The organism is Streptomyces sp. NBC_01485 (assembly GCF_036227125.1).
Lineage (GTDB): Bacteria > Actinomycetota > Actinomycetes > Streptomycetales > Streptomycetaceae > Streptomyces.
Window position 1 is genome coordinate 7,460,761 of sequence record NZ_CP109435.1, and the last position, 21,633, is coordinate 7,482,393.

Annotated in this window: 1 protein-coding gene (only partly in view); it reads left to right on the plus strand. The window is 74.1% G+C overall.

The features are described from left to right. A protein-coding gene (locus OG352_RS33305; protein ID WP_329222050.1) for a type I polyketide synthase crosses the window boundary here: on the plus strand, window positions 1-21,633 show its 3' portion. It extends 15,297 nt beyond the left edge of the window; the window shows 21,633 of its 36,930 coding nt (coding positions 15,298-36,930); its start codon lies off the left edge, out of view; it ends in the stop codon at window positions 21,631-21,633.

Genomic DNA, 21,633 nt, shown 5'->3' on the forward strand with positions numbered 1-21,633 from the left:
GGCCACCAGATCCTGGCGGTGGTCCGCGGTTCGGCGGTCAACCAGGACGGCGCGTCCAACGGCCTGACCGCCCCCAGCGGCCCGTCCCAGCAGCGCGTCATCCGCGAGGCCCTGGCCGACGCCGGCCTGACGGCCGCTGAAGTCGACGCGGTGGAGGCACACGGCACGGGTACCGCGTTGGGCGACCCGATCGAGGCCGAGGCGCTGCTCGCGACGTACGGCCAGGCGCACCCCGCGGGCCGGCCGCTCCTGCTCGGCTCGGTGAAGTCCAACCTCGGGCACACCCAGGCCGCCGCCGGTGTGGCGGGCGTCATCAAGATGGTCATGGCGATGCGCAACGGCGTCCTCCCGCAGACCCTCCACGTGGACCAGCCGTCCCCGCACATCGACTGGGCGTCGGGCGCGGTGGAGCTGCTGACCGAGTCCCGCGAGTGGCCGCAGCACGAGGCACCGCGCCGGGCCGCCGTCTCGGCGTTCGGCATCAGCGGCACCAACGCGCACACCATCCTCGAACTCCCCGCCGCCACCCCGGCGGCCCCCCGGCCCACCGAGGGCGACCAGCCCCTGCCGTTCGTACTGTCCGGCCAGACCCCGGCCGCCCTGGCCGCCCAGGCACACCGCCTCGGAGCACTGCTGGACAGCCACGCACACCTCTCCCTCCAGGACATCGCCTACTCCCTGGCCACGACCCGCGCCGCCCTGCCCCACCGCGCAGTACTGGTCGCGGACACCCGCGCCGAACTGAGCGCGGCCCTGACCACCACCACGACACCGCTCGACCCGTCCCCGTCCCCGGCCACCGCCCGACCGGGCCGCCTCGTCGCCGTCCTCATGTCGGGTCAGGGCAGCCAACGGGTGGGTGCTGGACGGCAGTTGTATGCCGCCTATCCCGTGTTCGCGGATGCGTTGGACGAGGTGTGTGCGCGGTTCGACGGGTTGTTGGACCGGCCGTTGCGTGAAGTGCTTTTCGAGGGTGAGGGGTTGATCGACCGGACGGAGTTCACACAGCCGGCGTTGTTCGCGGTGGAGGTGGCGCTGTTCCGGCTGCTGGAGTCGTGGGGTGTGACGCCGGACTTCGTGGCAGGTCACTCGATCGGTGAGATCGCCGCCGCGTACGTGGCCGGGGTGTGGTCTCTGGAGGATGCGTGCACGCTGGTGGCGGCGCGCGGCCGGCTGATGGGCGCTCTGCCTGAGGGCGGAGCCATGCTCGCGGTGGAGGCGTCCGAGGCGGACGTACTGCCTGACCTGGGCGAGCGGGTCGCGATCGCGGCGGTGAACTCGCCGTCGTCGGTCGTGGTGTCGGGCGATGCCGTAGCCGTCGGTGAGTTGGAGTCGAAGTGGCGTGAACAGGGCCTGAGGGTCAAGCAGTTGACGGTCAGTCATGCCTTCCACTCCCCGTTGATGGATCCGATGCTGGCGGAGTTCCGCCGCGTGGCCGAGGGCCTGACGTACGACACCCCGCGCATCCCGCTCGTCTCGAACCTGACCGGCGAGATGGCCACGGCCGAGGAGTTGTGCTCGCCCGAGTACTGGGTCCGGCATGTCCGTGAGGCCGTCCGGTTCGCCGACGGGATCGCGACGCTGCACAGCCAGGGCGTCCGTACCTTCGTCGAGCTCGGGCCGGACTCCGTGCTCACCGCCATGGCTCAGCACTGCCTGCCCGACGACGCGGACAGCGCGCTGCTCGCCACGCTGCGCGGCGGCCGGTCCGACGCCCGTACGCTGCTCGGCGCCCTGGGCGGGCTGCACGCGGCAGGCGTGCCGGTGGACTGGTCGGCGTACTACGCCGGATCGGGCGCCCGGCGGGTCGAACTGCCCACGTACCCGTTCCAGGAACGCCGTTACTGGCCGGACCTGACCGGTGCCGCCCCCGGCGACGCGACCGGTCTGGGTCTGGAGCCGGCCGGGCATCCGCTGCTCGGGGCCGCCGTCCGGCTCGCGCACGACGAGGGCATGGTCCTCACGGGCCGGCTGTCGCTGCGCACCCACCCCTGGCTCGCCGACCACGCCATCCTGGGCTCGGTGCTGCTCCCGGGCACCGCGTACGTGGAGATGGCGCTGCACGCCGCGGCCGAACTCGGCTGGGGCGGACTGGAGGAGCTGACTCTCCAGGAACCGCTGGTCATGCCCGCCGACGGCACCATCGTGGTGCAGGTCCGGGTGTCGGCGCCGGACGAGGCCGAACGCCGTCGGGTGACGGTGTCCTCGCGTCCCGCCGCCTCCGGACGCGGCGAGCCGGAGGACGTGGACTGGACCCGGCACGCCACCGGCGAGCTGGCCCCGCCCGACGCCCCGGCCGCGCTCACCCCGCAGCCGCTCACCGAGTGGCCGCCCCCCGGCGCCACGCGGGTCGAGGTCGCCGGCCACTACCCGTCCCTCACCGCGCAGGGCTACGGCTACGGCCCGGTCTTCCAAGGCCTGCACGCCGCCTGGCGGCTCGGCGACGAGGTGTACGCAGAGGTCGCGCTCCCCGAGCAGGTCAGGGACAGCGCGGGAGCGTACGGGCTGCACCCGGCGCTGCTGGACGCCACGCTGCACGCGGTGGGATTCGGCGCGTTCATACAGGTCAGCGCCGAGGAGACCGCCGCAGGACAGGGCCGCCTTCCGTTCGCCTGGTCGGACGTCGCCCTGCACGCCACCGGCGCCGGCGCCCTGCGGGCACGCCTGGCTCCCGCCGGTCCGGACGCGGTACGCATCGACGTGGCCGACGGCACCGGCGAACCGGTGGCGTCGATCGGCTCCCTCGTCCTGCGGCCGGTCTCCGCGGCACAGCTTCGGCCGCAGACGGTGACTTCGCCCGACGACGGGCTGCTCCGGTTGGGCTGGATGCCGATGCCGATGCCGGAGATGGAGACGGTCTCCGTCCCGCGCCGGTCGGCAGTGCTGCACGGCGGACAGCCGGTCGTGGACACCCTCCGCGAGGCGGGCGTCGAGGCCACGGCGTACGAGCGGGTGGGTGATGTGCCCCTCGACGGCGCCGTCCTGCTCGCGGTCGGCGGCGCGGGCGCTGTCGCCGCCACCCTGGCCACCGTTCAGGACTGGCTGGCCGACGACCGGTCGGCCGACGCCCCGCTGCTGGTCGTCACACAGGGCGCCATCACCGCAGTCCCCGGTGACGCGGTGACAGACCTTGACGCGGCGGCGGTCTGGGGCCTCATGCGTTCGGCCCAGGCCGAGAACCCCGGCCGCTTCGTGCTGGCCGACGTCGACGGCACCGCCGAGTCCTGGCGCGCGCTGAGCAGCCTCACGGCCCGGATCGAGGAGGACCAGGCCGCCATCCGGCAGGGCGCCGTGAGCGTCCCACGCCTCTCCCGGACCGCCGCCGACGACGCGCTCCCGGTCCCGTCGGACCTGCCCGCCTGGCGCTTGGACAGTGCCGAACGAGGGAGCCTGGACCAGCTCGCCCTGGTGCCCTTCCCCGAGGCGACGGCCGAGCTGGCGGCGGGTGAGGTGCGGGTCGCGGTGCGTGCCGCGGGCGTGAACTTCCGTGATGTGCTGAGTGCGTTGGGGATGTACCCCGGTCCCGCCGGTCCGCTGGGCGGCGAGGCGGCCGGTGTGGTGCTGGAGGTCGGTCCGGGAGTCGACGGTCTTGCCGTCGGCGACCGGGTGTTCGGTATGGCCCCGGGCGGCATGGGCAACGTCACGGTGACGGACGAGCGGTTGTTGGCGCGGGTGGCGGAGGGCTGGTCGTTCGCTGAGGCGGCGTCGGTGCCGATCGTGTTCCTGACGGCGTGGTACGCGTGGCAGGACCTGGCCCAAGTGCAGCCCGGAGAGCGGGTGTTGGTGCATGCGGGTGCCGGTGGCGTCGGTATGGCTGCGATTCAGCTCGCGCGGCATCTGGGCGCTGAGGTGTTCGCGACGGCGAGCCCGGCCAAGTGGGATGTCCTGCGCGGTCTGGGCCTGGACGACGATCACATCGCGTCGTCCCGGGACACCGGTTTCGCGGAGAAGTTCAGCGGCATTGATGTGGTGCTGAATGCTCTCGCGGGTGAGTTCGTCGACGCTTCGTTGTCGGTGCTGGCGGAAGGGGGCCGGTTCCTGGAGATGGGCAAGACCGACGTCCGTGACGCGGCCGAACTGGCTGTGCGGTACCAGGCGTTCGATCTGTTCGAGGCGGGTCCGGACCGGATCGCGGAGTTGCTGGCCGAGCTGCTGGAGCTGTTCGGCACCGGTGTGGTGGAGCTGCTTCCGGTGCGGGCGTGGGATGTGCGCCAGGCCCGTGATGCCTTCCGTTTCATCAGCCAGGCCAGGCACGTCGGCAAGGTCGTGCTGACCGTTCCGGCGGCGCTGGACCCGCACCGTACGGTCCTGGTGACCGGCGGCACGGGCGGTCTGGGTGCGGTGGTGGCCCGGCATCTCGTGGCCGAACACGGTGCCCAGGACCTGTTGTTGGTCTCCCGGCGTGGTCTGGATGCTCCCGGCGCGGAGGAACTGCACGCCGATCTCACCGAGTTGGGTGCCACTGTACGGATCGTGGCCTGTGACGTGGCCGACCGGGACGCCGTAGCGGCCCTGTTGGAGTCGGAGCGGCTGACTGCCGTAGTCCACACCGCCGGTGTCCTGGACGACGGCCTGGTCACCACGCTCAACTCCGACCGTATGGCGACCGTGTGGGGGCCGAAGGCCGACGCCGCACGCCACCTGCACGAACTCACGGCCGGCCAAGACCTGGCCGCCTTCGTCCTGTTCTCCTCCATAGCAGGCACTCTCGGGGCCTCGGGCCAGGCCAACTATGCTGCCGCGAACGCCGCGTTGGACGCGTTGGCCGCGTACCGTCGCACCAGCGGTCTGCCCGCGACCTCCGTGGCCTGGGGCCCCTGGTCGCAGGTCAGCGGTATGACCCGCGACCTCACCGAGGCGGACGTACGCCGTATGGCCGGCGGCGGTCTCGTGCCGCTGGGGGCGGACGACGGCATGGCGCTGTTCGACGCCGCCTGGACCGGTGCCGAGGCGCGGCCGGTCGCTGTGCACCTGGAGACGGCCACGCTGCGGGCCAATGCCACCGTGGGCGCGCTGCCGCCCGTCATGAGCGGGCTGGTCCGGGCGTCGTTGCGCAAGGCGCGTGATGTGTCCGCGACAGCCGAGCAGTCGCTCGTAGCGCGGCTGGCGGGTCTGGAACAGGCCGAGGCCCGGCGGGTGGTCGTGGAACTGGTGCGGGCGCACGCGGCGGGCGTGCTGGGCCATGGCGGTGCCGCCGAGGTGGACCCGGGCCGGGCGTTCAAGGATCTGGGCTTCGACTCCCTCACAGCCGTCGAGCTGCGTAATCACCTCAACACGGCGACGGGCCTGCGGCTGCCGGCGACCCTCGTCTTCGACTTCCCGACCCCGCAGTCGCTGGCGGAGTTCGTTCTGGGCGAACTGGCGGGAACCGTCCCGGAGACGGCGGTCGTCCCGGCTGCCGCCACCACCGTCACGGCCGGCGGTGCGTCGGCGGACGAGCCGTTGGCGATCGTGGGCATGGCCTGCCGGTTCCCCGGCGGGATCGCGTCGCCCGAGGCACTGTGGAACCTGGTGCTGGGTGGCGGCGACGCCATCGGCGACTTCCCCGCCGACCGAGGCTGGGACCTGGACGCGTTGTTCGACGCGGACGGTGAGCGGGCCGGTACGTCGTACGTCAGCCGTGGCGGCTTCGTCGCCGAGGCGGCGGGCTTCGACGCCGGGTTCTTCGGGATCTCGCCGCGTGAGGCGCTGGCGATGGACCCGCAGCAGCGGCTCCTGCTGGAAGCCGCGTGGGAGGCGCTGGAGCGCGCGGGCATGGACCCGGCGAGGGTGCGTGGTTCGCGTGCCGGTGTGTTCATCGGCGCCGCCGCCTCCGGGTACGGCACCGGGCTGCTGCGGATGCCGGAGGGCGTCGAGGGCCACCTGCTGACCGGCAACACCCCGAGTGTCGTGTCGGGCCGGCTGGCCTACACCTTCGGCTTCGAAGGCCCCGCTGTCACGGTCGACACCGCCTGCTCGTCCTCGCTGGTCGCGCTGCATCTCGCAGGCCAGGCGCTGCGGGCGGGGGAGTGCTCGATGGCGCTGGTCGGCGGTGTGACGCTGATGGCGACGCCGGGCATCTTCACGGAGTTCAGCAGGCAGCGCGGGCTGTCCGCCGACGGGCGGTGCAAGGCGTTCGCGGCGGCGGCCGACGGGACCGGCTGGTCCGAGGGCGCGGGTGTGCTCGTCGTGGAACGGCTCTCGGACGCCCGGCGCAACGGTCACGAGGTGCTGGCCGTGGTCCGTGGCTCCGCCGTCAACCAGGACGGCGCGTCGAACGGCCTGACGGCTCCGAACGGTCCCGCCCAGCAGCGTGTCATCCGTCAGGCGCTGGCCAACGCCCGTCTCACCCCCGCCGAGGTCGACGCCGTCGAGGCGCACGGTACCGGTACGGCCCTCGGCGACCCGATCGAGGCCCAGGCCCTGCTGGCCACCTACGGCCAGGGGCGGAGCGCGCAACAGCCGCTCCTGCTCGGCTCGGTGAAGTCCAACCTCGGGCACACCCAGTCGGCCGCCGGTGTCGCGGGCGTGATCAAGATGGTGCTCGCGATGCGGCACGGCGTGCTCCCGCAGACCCTGCACGTGGACGAGCCGACCCCGCACGTCGACTGGACGGCGGGCTCGGTCGAACTCCTGACCGCCACCACCGAGTGGCCCGAGACCGGCCGTCCGCGCCGGGCCGGCGTGTCCTCCTTCGGCGTCAGCGGCACGAACGCCCACGTCGTCATCGAGCAGGGTGACGCGGCTGCCGAGCCGCCGAGCACAGAGACTCCCGGCCTGGTGGCGCTGCCCCTCTCGGCCCGCAGCGACGAGGCGTTGCGAGCCGCCGCCGGCCGACTGCGGGACCGCCTCCTGGCCGAACCGGAACTGCGGGCCCAGGACGTGGCGTTCTCCCTGGCCACGCGGCGTGCGGTGCTGGACCATCGGGCGGTGACGCTCGGCGCCGACCGAGCCGAACTGCTGGAGGCCCTGGCAGCGGTGGCCGACGGCCGCGAGATCCCCTCGGCCCGTGTCGCGACGGCGGCATCCGGCGCACGCACGGCCTGGCTGTTCACGGGGCAGGGCGCGCAGCGCGCGGGTATGGGGCGTGGTCTTTACGCGGCCTTCCCGGTGTTCGCCGAGGCGTTGGACGCGGTGTGCGCGGGCTTCGACGGGTTGTTGGATCGTCCGTTGCGTGAGGTGTTGTTCGAGGGTGAGGGGTTGATCGACCGGACGGAGTTCACCCAGCCGGCGTTGTTCGCGGTGGAGGTGGCGCTGTTCCGGCTGCTCACGTCGTGGGGCGTGCGACCGGACTTCCTCGCGGGCCACTCCATCGGTGAGATCGCCGCCGCGTATGTGGCTGGTGTGTGGACCTTGGACGACGCGTGCAAGCTGGTGGCTGCGCGTGGCCGGTTGATGGGTGCGCTGCCCGAGGGTGGCGCGATGCTGGCCGTGGAGGCGACCGAGGCCGAGGTGCTGGCCGGACTCGACGAGCGCGTTGCCGTCGCTGCGGTCAACGGCCCGTCGTCGGTCGTGGTGTCCGGTGATGCCGTAGCCGTGGGTGAGTTGGAGTCGCGTTGGCGTGAACAGGGCCTGCGTGTCAAGCAATTGACGGTCAGTCATGCCTTCCACTCCCCGTTGATGGATCCGATGCTGGCGGAGTTCCGCCGCGTGGCCGAGAGCCTGGCGTACGCCGCCCCCCGTATCCCGGTCGTGTCGAACCTGACCGGTGAACTGGCCACGGCAGCAGACCTGTGCTCGCCCGAGTACTGGGTGCGGCATGTCCGTGAGGCGGTCCGCTTCGCCGACGGCATCCGTACGCTCCATCGCGAGGGTGTCCGCCGTTACCTGGAGCTGGGCCCCGACGGTGTCCTGACCGCCATGGCCCAGGACACGATCGCGGAAGTGGACGCCGAAGTCGCCCGGCCCACCGCCTCGGTCCTGGTCGCCGCCCTGCGCCGTGACCGTGCCGAGGACGCGGCCCTGCTGGCGGCGCTGGCCACCCTCCACGTCCACGGCCCCGCCGTCGACTGGTCGGCCTATCTGACCGGCAGCGGCAGCGGTGATCTCCACCCCGTAGACCTGCCCACCTACCCCTTCCAGCACCAGCAGTACTGGCTGGAGTCCGCCACGCTCACCGCCGCCGACCTGGTCCCCGATGTGGCCGCGGCGCAAGAGGAGGCGCAGCTCTGGGCCGCCATCGAGAGCGGCGACCTGCCCGCGGTCACCGGGGCGCTGCGGCTCGCCGGGGCCGAGGCCGACGAGGCCGGCCAGACGCTGGCGTCCGCCTTGCCGCTGCTGTCGTCCTGGCGACGCCGGCACCGGCAGGCGTCGCTCGTCGACAGTTGCGGCTACCAGGAGCGCTGGCAGCCCTGGGCGGACGCCGCAGCAGCCGACGCCGCCGCTTCCGGCACTTGGCTGGTAGCCGTACCGACGGCCCGGCCCGCCTGGGCCGATGCCTGGCTGGCAGCGCTGCGCGCCACCGGCGTCGAGCCGATCCGCTGCGAGGTCGGGAGCACCGAGGACCGCGCCGCGCTGGCCGACCGGCTCCGCGAGACGGCCGCCGAGCACGAACTGACCGGGGTCCTGTCCCTCCTCGGCGGCGACGGCTCGCCCGAACAGCCGTCGGAGCAGCCATCGGGACAACTGTCGGATCAGCCGTCCGAACAGCCTTCGGACACAGGTGAGTTGACGCTTCTGCAGGCACTTGGCGATGCCGGGGTCGAGGCGCCGTTGTGGTGTGCGACGCGTGGTGCGGTGGCGGTCGGTCGTGCCGACCGGCTGGCCGCGCCGGGGCGGGCTGTGGTGTGGGGTCTGGGCCGGGTGGCGGCGCTGGAGTACCCGCAGCGCTGGGGCGGTCTGGTCGATCTGCCGGAGTCGGCGGACGAGCGGTCCGCCGCCCGGCTGGCGCGGGTGCTCGGGCAGCGCGCCGAGGACCAGGTGGCGGTACGGCCGTCCGGTGTGTTCGTACGCAGGCTCCGTCCCGTCCCCCTGCGACGTACGGAGGAGGCCGGCATCTGGCAGCCGTCCGGCACGGTCCTGGTCACCGGCGGCCTCGGCGGCCTCGGCGGCATGGTCGCGCGCCGGCTCGCGGAGCAGGGTGCCGAGCGGCTGGTGCTGCTGAGCCGCCGGGGCATGGACGCGCCCGACGCCGCCGGACTGCTGGCGGAACTGGAGGGCGTGGCGGCGACGGTGACCGTGACCGTGGCGGCCTGCGACGTGGCCGACCGGCAAGCCCTGCGCGCCGTCATCGACGCGATCCCGGCCGACTGCCCGCTGACCGCCGTGGTGCACACGGCGGGCATCCTCGACGACGGCGTGCTGGAAGCCCTGACCCCCGAGCGGCTGGCCGCCGTCCTGGCGGGCAAGGCCCTCGGCGCCTGGCACCTGCACGAGCTGACCCGCGACCTGGACCTGACCGCGTTCGTCCTCTTCTCCTCCCTCTCCGGCAGTGTCGGAGGCGCCGGTCAGGGCAACTACGCCGCCGCCAACGCCTACCTCGACGCGCTCGCCCGGCACCGGCACGACCACGGCCTCGCGGCCACCGCCGTCGCCTGGGGCCCCTGGGCAGGCGCCGGCATGGCCGCCGACGGTGACACCACCGAGGCCCGGCTGCGTCGCGCCGGTCTGACCCCGCTCACCCCGGAGTCCGCCCTCGACGCCCTGCACCTCGCGGTGTCCGGCGGCGCTCCGTCCGCCGTCGTGGCCGACGTCGACTGGGCGCGCTTCGCGCCCGGCCTGTCCGTCGCCCGCCCGGCGCCGCTGCTGACCGGCATCCCGGCCGCCGTCCGCGCCCTGGACCACGCACGCGACACATCCGGCGCACAGCCGCAGCCCGGCACGGGCACCGGTGGTGGCACCGGCGGCGGCACCCTGGCCGACCGGCTCGCCACGCTGTCCGAGCCGGAACGCGCCGCGCTGCTGCTCGACCTCGTACGAGAGCAGACCGCGCTCGTGCTCGGTCACAGCTCCGGCTCGGCCGTCCCGGAGGAACGCCCGTTCAACGAACTGGGCATGGACTCGCTGACCGCCGTGGAACTGCGCAACCGCCTCGGCGCCCGCACCGCGCTCAGCCTGCCCAGCACCCTGGTGTACGACCACCCGACCCCGCTGGCCCTGGCCGACTGGTTCCTCGAACGCCTGCTGGGCGGCGGCAGCCGTGCCGCCGAGCCCACGGCGCCGTCGGTCACGGCGGCGGCAGCGGTGGACGAACCGGTGGCCATCGTCGGCATCGGCTGCCGCTTCCCCGGCGGCATCGCCTCCCCCGAGGAGCTGTGGCGGCTGCTGGCCGAGGGCCGCGACGCGATCGGCGCGTTCCCCGACGACCGGGGCTGGGACCTGGACGCGCTCTACCACCCCGACCCCGAGCACCAGGGCACCTCGTACGTCCGAGTCGGCGGCTTCCTCGCGGACGCCGACCGCTTCGACGCCGGGTTCTTCGGGATCTCGCCGCGTGAGGCACTGGCGATGGACCCGCAACAGCGGCTGCTCCTGGAGACCTCGTGGGAGGCCTTCGAGCGGGCCGGCATCGACCCCCGGTCGGCGCGCGGCTCCCGGACCGGCGTCTTCGTCGGCACCAACGGCCAGGACTACCCGGCGCTGCTCCTCGGCGCGGCCAGCGGTGAAGGCCATGTCGGCACCGGCAACGCCGCCAGCGTCGTCTCCGGCCGCCTCGCCTACACCTTCGGCCTCGAAGGGCCGACGCTGACCGTCGACACCGCCTGCTCGTCCTCGCTGGTGGCCCTGCACCTGGCCGCGCAGGCGCTGCGGTCCGGCGAGTGCGACATGGCGTTGGCGGGCGGCGTCACCGTCATGTCCACCCCGGGGGCCTTCGTGGAGTTCTCCCGGCAGCGCGGACTGTCGGCCGACGGCCGCTGCAAGGCGTTTGCCGGCGCCGCCGACGGCACCGGCTGGGGCGAGGGCGCGGGCATGCTGCTCGTGGAGCGCCTGTCCGACGCCGAACGCAACGGCCACCGGATCCTCGCGGTGGTGCGCGGATCGGCCGTCAACCAGGACGGCGCGTCCAACGGTCTTACGGCCCCGAACGGCCCCTCGCAGCAGCGGGTGATCCGACAGGCCCTGGCCAACGCGGGCCTCGGGACGTCCGAGGTCGACGTCGTGGAGGCACACGGCACGGGTACGGCGCTGGGCGACCCGATCGAGGCCCAGGCGCTGCTGGCGACGTACGGGCAGGGCCGCGAGGACGAACACCCGCTCCTGCTCGGCTCGGTGAAGTCCAACCTCGGGCACACGCAGGCCGCCGCGGGTGTGGCGGGTGTGATCAAGATGGTGCTGGCGATGCGGCACGGAGTGCTCCCGCAGACGCTGCACGTGGACGAGCCGACCCCGCACGTGGACTGGTCCGAGGGCGCGGTGCGACTGCTGACCGCCGCCACCGACTGGCCCGACCACGACCGTCCGCGCCGCGCGGGCGTCTCCGCGTTCGGAATCAGCGGCACCAACGCCCACGTGATCATCGAGCAGCCCGCAGTGCCCGCCCCTGCCACCGAGGCCACCGAGGCCGCAGTGCGCGGTGGCGTGGTGCCGTGGATCGTGTCAGGTCGGGGCGAATCGGCCCTGCGGGAGCAGGCAACTCGCCTCTCGCAGTGGATAGGGGGCCCAGGTCATGGGGCTAACGCGGTCGAAGTGGGGTACTCCCTCGCCCACGGCCGCTCTACGTTCGATCACCATGCGGTGGTTTTCGGACGTGACCGGTCTGCGCTGGAGCGCGGGTTGGCAGTGATGGCGCAGGGCGCGGAGGCGCCGGGTCTGGTGTGCGGTACGGCGATGGAAGGCCGGACTGCGTTCCTGTTCTCGGGCCAGGGCAGCCAGCGGGCAGGCGCGGGGCGGGAGTTGTACGCCGCCTTCCCGGTGTTCGCGGATGCCCTGGACGCGGTGTGCGCCCGGTTCGACGAGCTGCTGAACCGCTCGCTGCGGGATGTCCTCTTCGAGGGCGACGGCGAGGGCAAGTGTGAGGGGTTGATCGACCGGACGGAGTTCACGCAGCCGGCGTTGTTCGCGGTGGAGGTGGCGCTGTTCCGGTTGTTGGAGTCGTGGGGTGTGCGGCCGGACTTCGTGGCGGGTCATTCGATCGGTGAGATCGCCGCCGCGTATGTGGCTGGTGTCTGGTCTCTGGACGACGCGTGTGCGTTGGTGGCGGCGCGTGGTCGGTTGATGGGTGCGCTGCCCGAGGGTGGCGCGATGCTGGCGGTCGAGGCGACCGAGGCGGATGTGCGTCCCGAGCTGGACGAGCGGGTTGCCGTCGCGGCGGTGAACGGTGCGTCGTCGGTCGTGGTGTCCGGTGATGCGGAAGCCGTCGGGGAGTTGGAGTCGCGTTGGCGTGAACAGGGCCTGCGTGTCAAGGAGTTGACGGTCAGTCATGCCTTCCATTCGCCGTTGATGGATCCGATGCTGGCGGAGTTCCGCCGTGTGGCCGAGAGCCTGACCTACGCGACTCCGCGTATCCCGCTCGTCTCGAACCTGACCGGTGAACTGGCCACGGCCGAGGAGTTGTGCTCGCCCGAGTACTGGGTGCGGCATGTCCGTGAGGCGGTTCGTTTCGCCGACGGCGTTGCGGCGCTGGAGGGCCGTGGCGTGGTGACGTTCGTCGAGGTCGGTCCGGGTGGGGTGTTGTCCGGGCTGGTTCCGGAGGGTGCTGGTGTGCCGGTGCTGCGGTCGGGGTGGTCGGAGGCGGAGTCGCTGGTGGCTGGTGTGGCGGGGGCGTTCGTGCGGGGTGTGGCGGTGGACTGGGCGGCGTTGTTCGCCGGGTCCGGTGCGCGTCCTGTCGAGTTGCCGACGTACGCCTTCCAGCGCGAGCGCTACTGGCCCGAGCAGGCCCGGCCGCTCGGCGCTCGCAGCGGGAGCGGCGAGAACGACACGGTCGACGCCCGGTTCTGGGAGGCCGTGGAACGAGAGGACCTGGAGTCCGTCGCGGCGGCCCTGCGGATGGACGACAGCGGTCCGCTCGGCGACGTACTGCCCGCGCTCACGGCGTGGCGGCGGGGAGGCCGGCAGCGGCAGCTGACCGACACCTGGCGGTACCGCATGCGCTGGCAGCCGCTCGCGCCGACCGCCTCGACGCCGCTGACCGGCACCTGGTGGGTCGTCACCCCGGCCGGTGGCACCGCTCCCGAAGCGATCCTCGCGGCGCTGACCGCCCGAGGCGCCGACGTACGGCAGGTGCACGCGGCGGCCGACACGACCCGTGACGACCTGGCGGCCGTCCTGCGCGCGACGGCGGCCGACGACGAGGGCACCGGGCAGCCGACCGGTGTGCTCTCCCTCCTCGCGGCACCGGCCCCGCAGAACGCGGGCTCGGGTTCCGGCGCACTCGCGGGCACCCTTCTCCTGCTCCAGGCCCTGGGCGACGCCGACGTCAGCGCTCCGCTGTGGTGTGTCACCGCCGGAGCCGTGGCGGCGGGTCAGGACAACGGCCCCGCCCGGCCGCGCCAGGCCGAGCTGTGGGGACTGGGCCGCGTCGCCGCGCTCGAACACCCGGACCGGTGGGGCGGCCTCATCGACCTGCCCGCCGACGAGGACCCGGCAGCCGGCTCGGCGACCGCCCTGGACGCGCGGATCCTGGACGAGTCGATCCTCGACGAGCGGATCCTGGACCGTCTCTGCGCCGTGCTCGCGCAGACCGATCCCGGCGAGGACCAGGTCGCCGTGCGTTCCTCGGCCGCCTACGGCGCCCGGCTGGAGCGCGCCCCGATCACCGCCGCCGAGCCCGCCGCGCCCTGGCAGCCCACCGGAACCGTCCTGGTCACCGGCGGCACCGGCGCCCTCGGCGGCCACGTCGCCCGCTGGCTGGCCCGCAACGGCGCCGAGCGCGTGCTCCTGGCCAGCCGCAGCGGCCCGGCGGCGCCCGGCGCGGCCGAGCTGTGCGCCGAACTGGCGGCGGCGGGGACCGAGCCGGTCGTCGTGGCCTGCGACACCTCGGACCGTACGGCGCTGGCCGCGCTGATCGACGGGGTCACGGCCGACCGGCCGCTGACGGCCGTCGTGCACGCCGCCGGTGTGCTGGACGACGGCGTACTCGCCGCGCTGACCCCGCAGCGGCTGACGGCCGTCCTGGCGGCCAAGACCGAAGCCGCCTGGCACCTGCACGAGCTGACCCGCGACCTGGACCTGACCGCGTTCGTGCTGTTCTCGTCGATCGCGGGCACCCTCGGCGCGGCCGGCCAGGGCAACTACGCGGCGGCCAACGCCGGCCTGGACGCCCTCGCCCAGCACCGCCGGGCCGCCGGACTGCCCGCCACCGCCGTCGCCTGGGGTCCCTGGGCGGGCGGCGGCATGGCGGCAGGCGAGGAGACGACCGGCGCCCGGATGGAACGCGGCGGTGTCTCCGCCATGGCCCCGGACGCGGCGGTCGCCGCCCTGCACCGGGCGATCGACCACGGCGACACGCTGCTCACCGTCGCCGACGTGGACTGGGAGCGGCTGGTGACCGCCCAGGTCTCCGCCCGGCCCAGCCGGCTGATCAGCCGTATCCCCGAGGCCCGTGCGGCCGTCGAGGAACTGTCCCGCAGCGTCGCGGCCGAGGCCGACCGGGCCGCCGCGCTCCGCGCCGAACTGGCGGAACGCACCGGCGAGGAACGCGACCGCACCCTGCTCACCCTGGTCCGCACCCATGTGGCGATCGCGCTCGGACACGCCTCGTACGAGTCCGTCGAACCCGGCCGCAGCTTCAAGGACCTGGGCTTCGACTCGCTGACCGCCGTCGAACTGCGCAACCGGCTCGGCGCGGCCACCGGCCTCGCCTTGCCCGCGACTCTCGTCTTCGACTACCCGACCGCGACCGTGCTCGCCGCCCACCTGCGCGACGAGCTTCTCGGCGGCGGGCTCCCCGGCGACGAGGCCGGTCGAGCCAACGCAGGCGGCGGGGCGCTCGCCGTCCGGTCCGCCGACGACGAGCCGATCGCCATCGTCGGCATGGCCTGCCGCTTCCCCGGCGGGGTTAGCACGCCCGAGCAGCTGTGGGAGCTGGTGCTCGGCGGACAGGACACCGTCACCGAGTTCCCGACCGACCGCGGCTGGGACCTCGAAGCCCTCTACGACGCCGACCCCGACCGGCGCGGCACCTCCTACGCCCGCACCGGCAGCTTCCTGACCGCACCGGGCATGTTCGACGCCGACTTCTTCGGGATCTCGCCGCGTGAGGCGCTGGCGATGGACCCGCAGCAGCGGCTGCTGCTGGAGACCGGCTGGGAGGCCGTCGAACGCGCGGGCCTGGACCCGACCGCGCTGCGCGGCTCCCGCACCGGCGTGTTCGTCGGCTCCAACGGCCAGGACTACATGGGCCTGTTCCTCGGCTCGCCCGAACTGGCCGAGGGCTACGGCAGCACCGGCAGCTCGGCGAGCGTGGTGTCGGGCCGGCTGTCGTACGTCTTCGGACTGGAGGGCCCGGCGGTCACGGTCGACACGGCCTGCTCGTCCTCGCTGGTCGCCCTGCACCTGGCCATCCAGGCGCTGCGCTCCGGCGAGTGCGACATGGCACTGGCCGGCGGTGTGACGGTGATGTCGACGCCCGGCGCGTTCATCGAGTTCAGCCGCCAGCGCGGGCTGTCCTTCGACGGCCGGTGCAAGGCGTTCGCGGCGGGCGCGGACGGTACTGGCTGGGGCGAGGGCGCCGGCATGCTGCTCGTGGAGAAGCTGTCCGACGCCCGGCGCAACGGTCACCGGGTGCTGGCCGTGGTCCGTGGCAGCGCAGTCAACCAGGACGGCGCGTCCAACGGCCTGACCGCCCCCAACGGCCCCTCGCAGCAGCGGGTCATCCGCCAGGCCCTGGCCGGCGCGCGGTTGACGTCGGACCACATCGACGCCGTCGAGGCACACGGCACCGGCACCTCCCTCGGCGACCCGATCGAGGCGCAGGCGCTGCTGGCGACGTACGGCAGGCGCCGGGACGCCGAACAGCCGCTGTGGCTGGGGTCGGTGAAGTCCAACATCGGCCACACCCAGGCCGCCGCCGGTGTGGCGGGCATCATCAAGATGGTCATGGCGATGCGGCACGGCGTTCTCCCCGCCACTCTGCACGTGGACGAGCCCACCCCGCACGTCGACTGGTCGGCCGGTGCGGTCGAGTTGCTGACCGAGGCGCGGGACTGGCCGGAGACCGGCAGGCCGCGCCGTGCGGCGGTGTCGTCGTTCGGCGTGAGCGGCACCAACGCGCACACCATCCTCGAACAGGCCCCCGGGACCACGGAGACCACGGAGACCACGGAGGTCACGGAGATCATCGAGGCCCCCGACGCCCTGACCGCCGAGAGCGCACCGTCCTTCGCGGCGGGCGACGACGCCCTCGTGTCCTGGGTCGTCAGCGGACGCACCCCCGAGGCGCTGGCCGAACAGGCCGCGCTCCTCGCCGAGTTCGCCGCGTCCGACCCGGCGGCCGATCCGCGTGCCGTGGGCCGCGCCCTGGCCACCGGACGTACGGTGTTCGGCGACCGCGCCGTCCTGCTCGGCCGCGATCTGGCCGAACTGACCGCACAGGCACAGGCCGTGGCGGCGGGCGCGGAGCCGGCCCAGGGCGCGGTCGGCACCGCCACCGGGTCCGGCGGCGTGGTGTTCGTCTTCCCCGGCCAGGGCTCGCAGTGGACGGGCATGGCTCGTGAACTGCTGGCGGAGTCACCGGTGTTCGCGGCGGCGATCGCGGAGTGCGAGGCCGCGCTGGCGCCGTACGTGGACTGGTCGCTGACCGGTGTCCTCGGTGGCGACGGTGGCGACGGCACCGAGTTGGAGCGGGTGGACGTCGTGCAGCCGGTGCTGTGGGCGGTGATGGTGTCGCTGGCGGCGTTGTGGCGGTCGGTGGGCGTACGTCCGTCGGCTGTCGTCGGGCATTCGCAGGGCGAGATCGCGGCGGCCTGCGTGGCCGGCGCGCTGTCCCTGGACGACGCCGCCCGGATCGTGGCACTGCGCTCCCGGGCGATCATCCGGATGGCCGGAACCGGCGGCATGGCCTCGGTGTCGGCCTCGGCGGCCCGTGTGACCGAACTGCTCGACGGCTTCGCGGACGGCGACGGCCTCGCGGGCGACGACGGAGCCGCTGTCGGCATCGCGGCCGTCAACGGCCCGGAGTCGGTCGTGGTCTCCGGCGAGGCCGAGGCCCTGGAGCGCTTCCTCACCCGCTGCGGTGAACTCGGCGTCCAGGCCCGCAAGGTGGCCGTGGACTACGCCTCGCACTCCGCCGGGGTCGAGATGCTGCGGCCCGAGCTGCTGTCCTCGCTCGCCCCGGTCGAGCCACGCACGGCCGACGTCCCGATGTTCTCCACCAACACCGGCGCCTGGATCGGCGGCAAGGAGCTCGACGCGAGCTACTGGTACGAGAACCTGCGCAACCCCGTCCTGCTGCACGACGCCGTACAGGCCCTGGCCGCCGAAGGACACAAGGTGTTCGTCGAGGTCAGCCCGCACCCGGTGCTGACCGCCCCGGTCCAGGACACCCTGGACGCCGTAGGCGGCGGCGCGAGTGCCGTCGGCACCCTGCGGCGCGACCACGGCGGTCCCGCGCGGTTCCTCACCTCGCTCGCCCAGGCCTTCGTGCACGGCGCCGAGGCCGACTGGGCCGGACTGTTCCCGGCCGCCGCCGGCCGCCGGCACGTGGAGCTGCCGACGTACGCCTTCCAGCGCAGGCGCTACTGGCCGCAGCCGTCCGCCGTCGCCTTCGGCGGCGACGTCTCGGCCGTCGGACTGCGCGCCAGCGCCCACCCGATGCTGGGCGCGGCCGTCGAACTCGCCGACGGCGGGCTGCTGTTCACCACCCGCCTGACCGCGGACGGGCACCCGTGGATCACCGACCACACCGTCATGGGCTCGGTGCTGCTGCCCGGCACGGCGTTCCTCGAACTCGCCGGCCACGCCGGTGACCAGGCCGACTGCGGCCAGGTCGAGGAACTGACCCTGCAGGCCCCGCTGGTGCTCCCGGAGCGCGGCGCGGTGCGCGTCCAGGTCGCCGTCGGCGCCCCGGACGACAACGGCCGCCGGAGCCTGGAGGTGCACTCCAGCCGCCAGGACCCCGCCGACCTCACCGCGCAGCCGGTCTGGACCCGGCACGCGGGCGGCACACTGGCGCCCGCGCCGGCCGAGACCGTACCCGCCCTGGACCCGGCCGCCTGGCCGCCGTCCGGCGCCGAACCGATCGACCTCACCGGCCTGTACGAGCGGCTGACCGGCCGGGGCTACGGCTACGGCCCCGCCTTCCAGGGGCTGCGGGCGGTGTGGCGGCGCGACACGGAGGTGTTCGCCGAGGTGGCGCTGCCCGAGGAGCACCGCGAGCAGGCAGCCGCGTACGGCCTGCACCCGGCGCTGCTGGACGCGGCCCTACACACCATCTGCCTCGACGAGCAGACCGGGCTCGTCGAGCAGTCCGGCGAACCGCGCGCCCTGCTGCCGTTCGCCTGGACCGGCATGACCCTGTTCGCCACCGGCGCCGCCGAGCTGCGGGTCCGGCTCACCCCGGCGGGCCCGGACGCCGTCGCCGTCGAGGCGTACGACACCACCGGCAGCCCGGTCGCCACCGCCGACTCGCTGATCCTGCGCCCGATCGCGGCCGAACTCCTCGCCGCCGCCGGGCCCGAACAGGACGACACCGCCCAGTCGCTGTACCGCATGGAGTGGACCCCCGTCACCGACCGGACCCCCCTCACAGACCGGACCCAGGCCACGGCCCAGGCATCGGCACCGGCTCCGGCGGGCTGCACCGTGCTCGGCGCAGACCCGCTCGGCCTCGCCCGGCTCCTGGTCGGCGCCGAAGAGGCCGGACCCGTCACCGGCTACGCAGACCAGGCCGCGCTGTGCGCCGCCCTGGACGCGGGAGACGTACCGGCCGACCGCCCAGCCCTTCTGTGCCTGGCGACCGGATCAACGGGATCAGCCGAACCGACCGGATCGACCGGATCGGCGGGATCAACCGGAGGCGACTCCGCCGTCCGTGCCCACGCCGTCACCCGCGACCTGCTGGTCACCCTTCAGCGGTGGCTGGCCGAGGACCGGCTGGCCGACATCCCGCTGGTGCTGCTGACCACCGGCGCGCTCGCCACCGGCCCGCAGGACCCCGCGCCCGACCCGGCGGCGGCCGCCCTGTGGGGTCTGGCCCGCTCCGCCCAGTCGGAGAACCCGCTGCGGCTGCGGCTGGTCGACCTCGACGCCGACGGCGCCGTGAGCGGGACGGCCCCGCCCGCGCAGGCGGCTGCGCAGGCGTCCGCGCTGCTCGCCGCCCTGCACGGCGACGAACCGCAACTGGCCGTACGCGGGGCCGCCCTGCTGGCCCCGCGCCTGGCCCGTACCGCGACCGCCGGGACCCTCGTGCCGCCGTCCGGCACCACCGACTGGCGGCTCACCCCCGCCGCCGACGGCACCCTGGACGGCCTGGCGCTGCTGCCCGTCCCGGCGGACGACGCCCGGCTGCGGCGCGGCGAGGTACGCGTCGCCATGCGTGCCGGCGGCGTCAACTTCCGGGACGTGCTCATCGCGCTCGGCATGGACTTCAGCCAGGCGCTGATCGCCATGGGCCTGGAGCCGTACGCGGCGCTGATGGGCAGCGAAGGCGCCGGCGTGGTGCTCGAGACCGGGCCCGGCGTCAGCAAACTCGCCCCCGGCGACCGGGTGTTCGGCATGTTCAGCGGCGGCTACGGACCGCTCGCCGTCACCGACCACCGCCTGCTGGCCCGCGTCCCCGACGACTGGAGCCACACCCAGGCCGCCTCGGTGCCGATCGTCTTCCTCACCGCGCTCTTCGCCCTGACCGACCTGGCCGCGCTGCGGCCCGGCGAGGCGGTCCTGGTGCACGCAGGAGCGGGCGGCGTCGGCATGGCCGCCGTACAGATCGCCCGGCACCTGGGGGCCGAGGTGTACGCCACCGCGAGCCCCGGCAAGTGGGACGTACTGCGCGGTCTCGGGCTGGACGACGACCACATCGCCTCCTCCCGCGACACCGGCTTCGCCGAGAAGTTCCTGACCGTCAGCGGCGGGCGCGGCATGGACGTCGTCCTGAACGCGCTGGCCCACGAGTACGTCGACGCCTCGCTGACGCTGCTGCCGCGCGGCGGCCGGTTCCTGGAGATGGGCAAGGCCGACGTCCGGCAGCCCGAGACCGTCGCCCAGGACCACCCGGGCGTCGTCTACCGGGCCTTCGACCTCAGCGAGGCCGGGCCCAAGCGCATCGGACAGCTGCTGACCAAGCTGCTGAAGCTGTTCGGCGACGGAACGCTGCGGCTGCTGCCGATCCGCGCCTGGGACATCCGCCAGGCCCGCGACGCCTTCCGGCACATCAGCCAGGCCCGGCACATCGGCAAGGTCGTGCTGACGCTCCCGGCGCCGCTCGACCCCGACGGCACCGTACTGATCACCGGCGCCAGCGGCACCCTCGGCCGGCTCCTCGCCCGGCACCTGGTCGCCGAGCACGGCGTGCGCAGCCTGCTGCTGCTCAGCCGACGCGGCCCCGACGCCCCCGGCGCGCCCGAACTGCGCGCCGAACTCGCCGAGTTGGGTGCCGACGTCACCATGGCGGCCTGCGACACCGCCGACCGCGCCGCGCTGGCCGCGGCGCTGGGCACCGTGCCCGGCGAGCACCCGCTGACCGCCGTGGTGCACGCGGCTGGCGTACTGGACGACGGCGTCATCGGCTCGCTCGACGCCGACCGGCTCGCCACCGTCCTGCGGCCCAAGGCCGACGCCGCCTGGCACCTGCACGAACTCACCCGGCACCTGGAACTGTCCGCCTTCGTCCTGTTCTCCTCCGCGGCCGCCACCTTCGGCGCCGCCGGCCAGGGCAACTACGCCGCCGCCAACTCCTACCTCGACGGCCTCGCGCAGTACCGGCGCGGGCACGGCCTGCCCGGCACCTCGCTGGCCTGGGGCCTGTGGGAGCAGGACAGCGCCATGACCGGCCACCTCGGCGAGGCCGACCGCAGCCGGGTCGCCCGCGGCGGCACCCGCACACTCGACACGCGGCAGGGCCTCGCCCTGTTCGACGCCGCCCTCACGCGGCCCGAACCGCTGCTCGTCCCGGTCCCGTTCGACCAGGCCGCCCTCCAGGCGCAGGCGGCGGCAGGAGCGCTGTCCCCGCTGCTGCGCGGCCTGGTCCGCACCCCCGCCCGCCGAGTGGTCCGGCAGTACGACGAGCCCGGCCGCCAGGAGCAGCCGCTGGCCGACCGGCTGGCCGCGCTGGCCCCGGCGGACCGCGACCGCGCCCTGCTGGACCTGGTGCGCGGCCAGGTGGCCGTGGTCCTCGGACACGCGTCGGGCGACGAGGTCAGGGCCGACCGGCCGTTCAAGGAGCTGGGCTTCGACTCGCTGACCGCCGTCGAACTGCGCAACCGGCTGGCCGCCGCGGCCGGCACCCGGCTGCCCGCCACGCTGGTCTTCGACCACCCCACCCCCGCCGAGCTCGCCGCGTACCTGCGCACCGCCCTCGGTCTCTCCGACGACACCGCCGACCCGACCGGCCCCGTACTGAAGGAGATCGACGCCTTGGCAGCCTCCCTCGCCGCCATCGACGCGCAGGTCCACGGCGACGACACCGTCACCGCCCGCCTGGAGGCGCTGCTCTCCCGGTGGCGCGATCTGAGCGGCCCGGCGGCCGGTACCGGACCGGACGCCTCCGACACGGCGGCCATCGACACCGCCAGCGACGACGACCTGTTCAACCTGATCGACGAAGAGTTCGGCCTCTCGTAA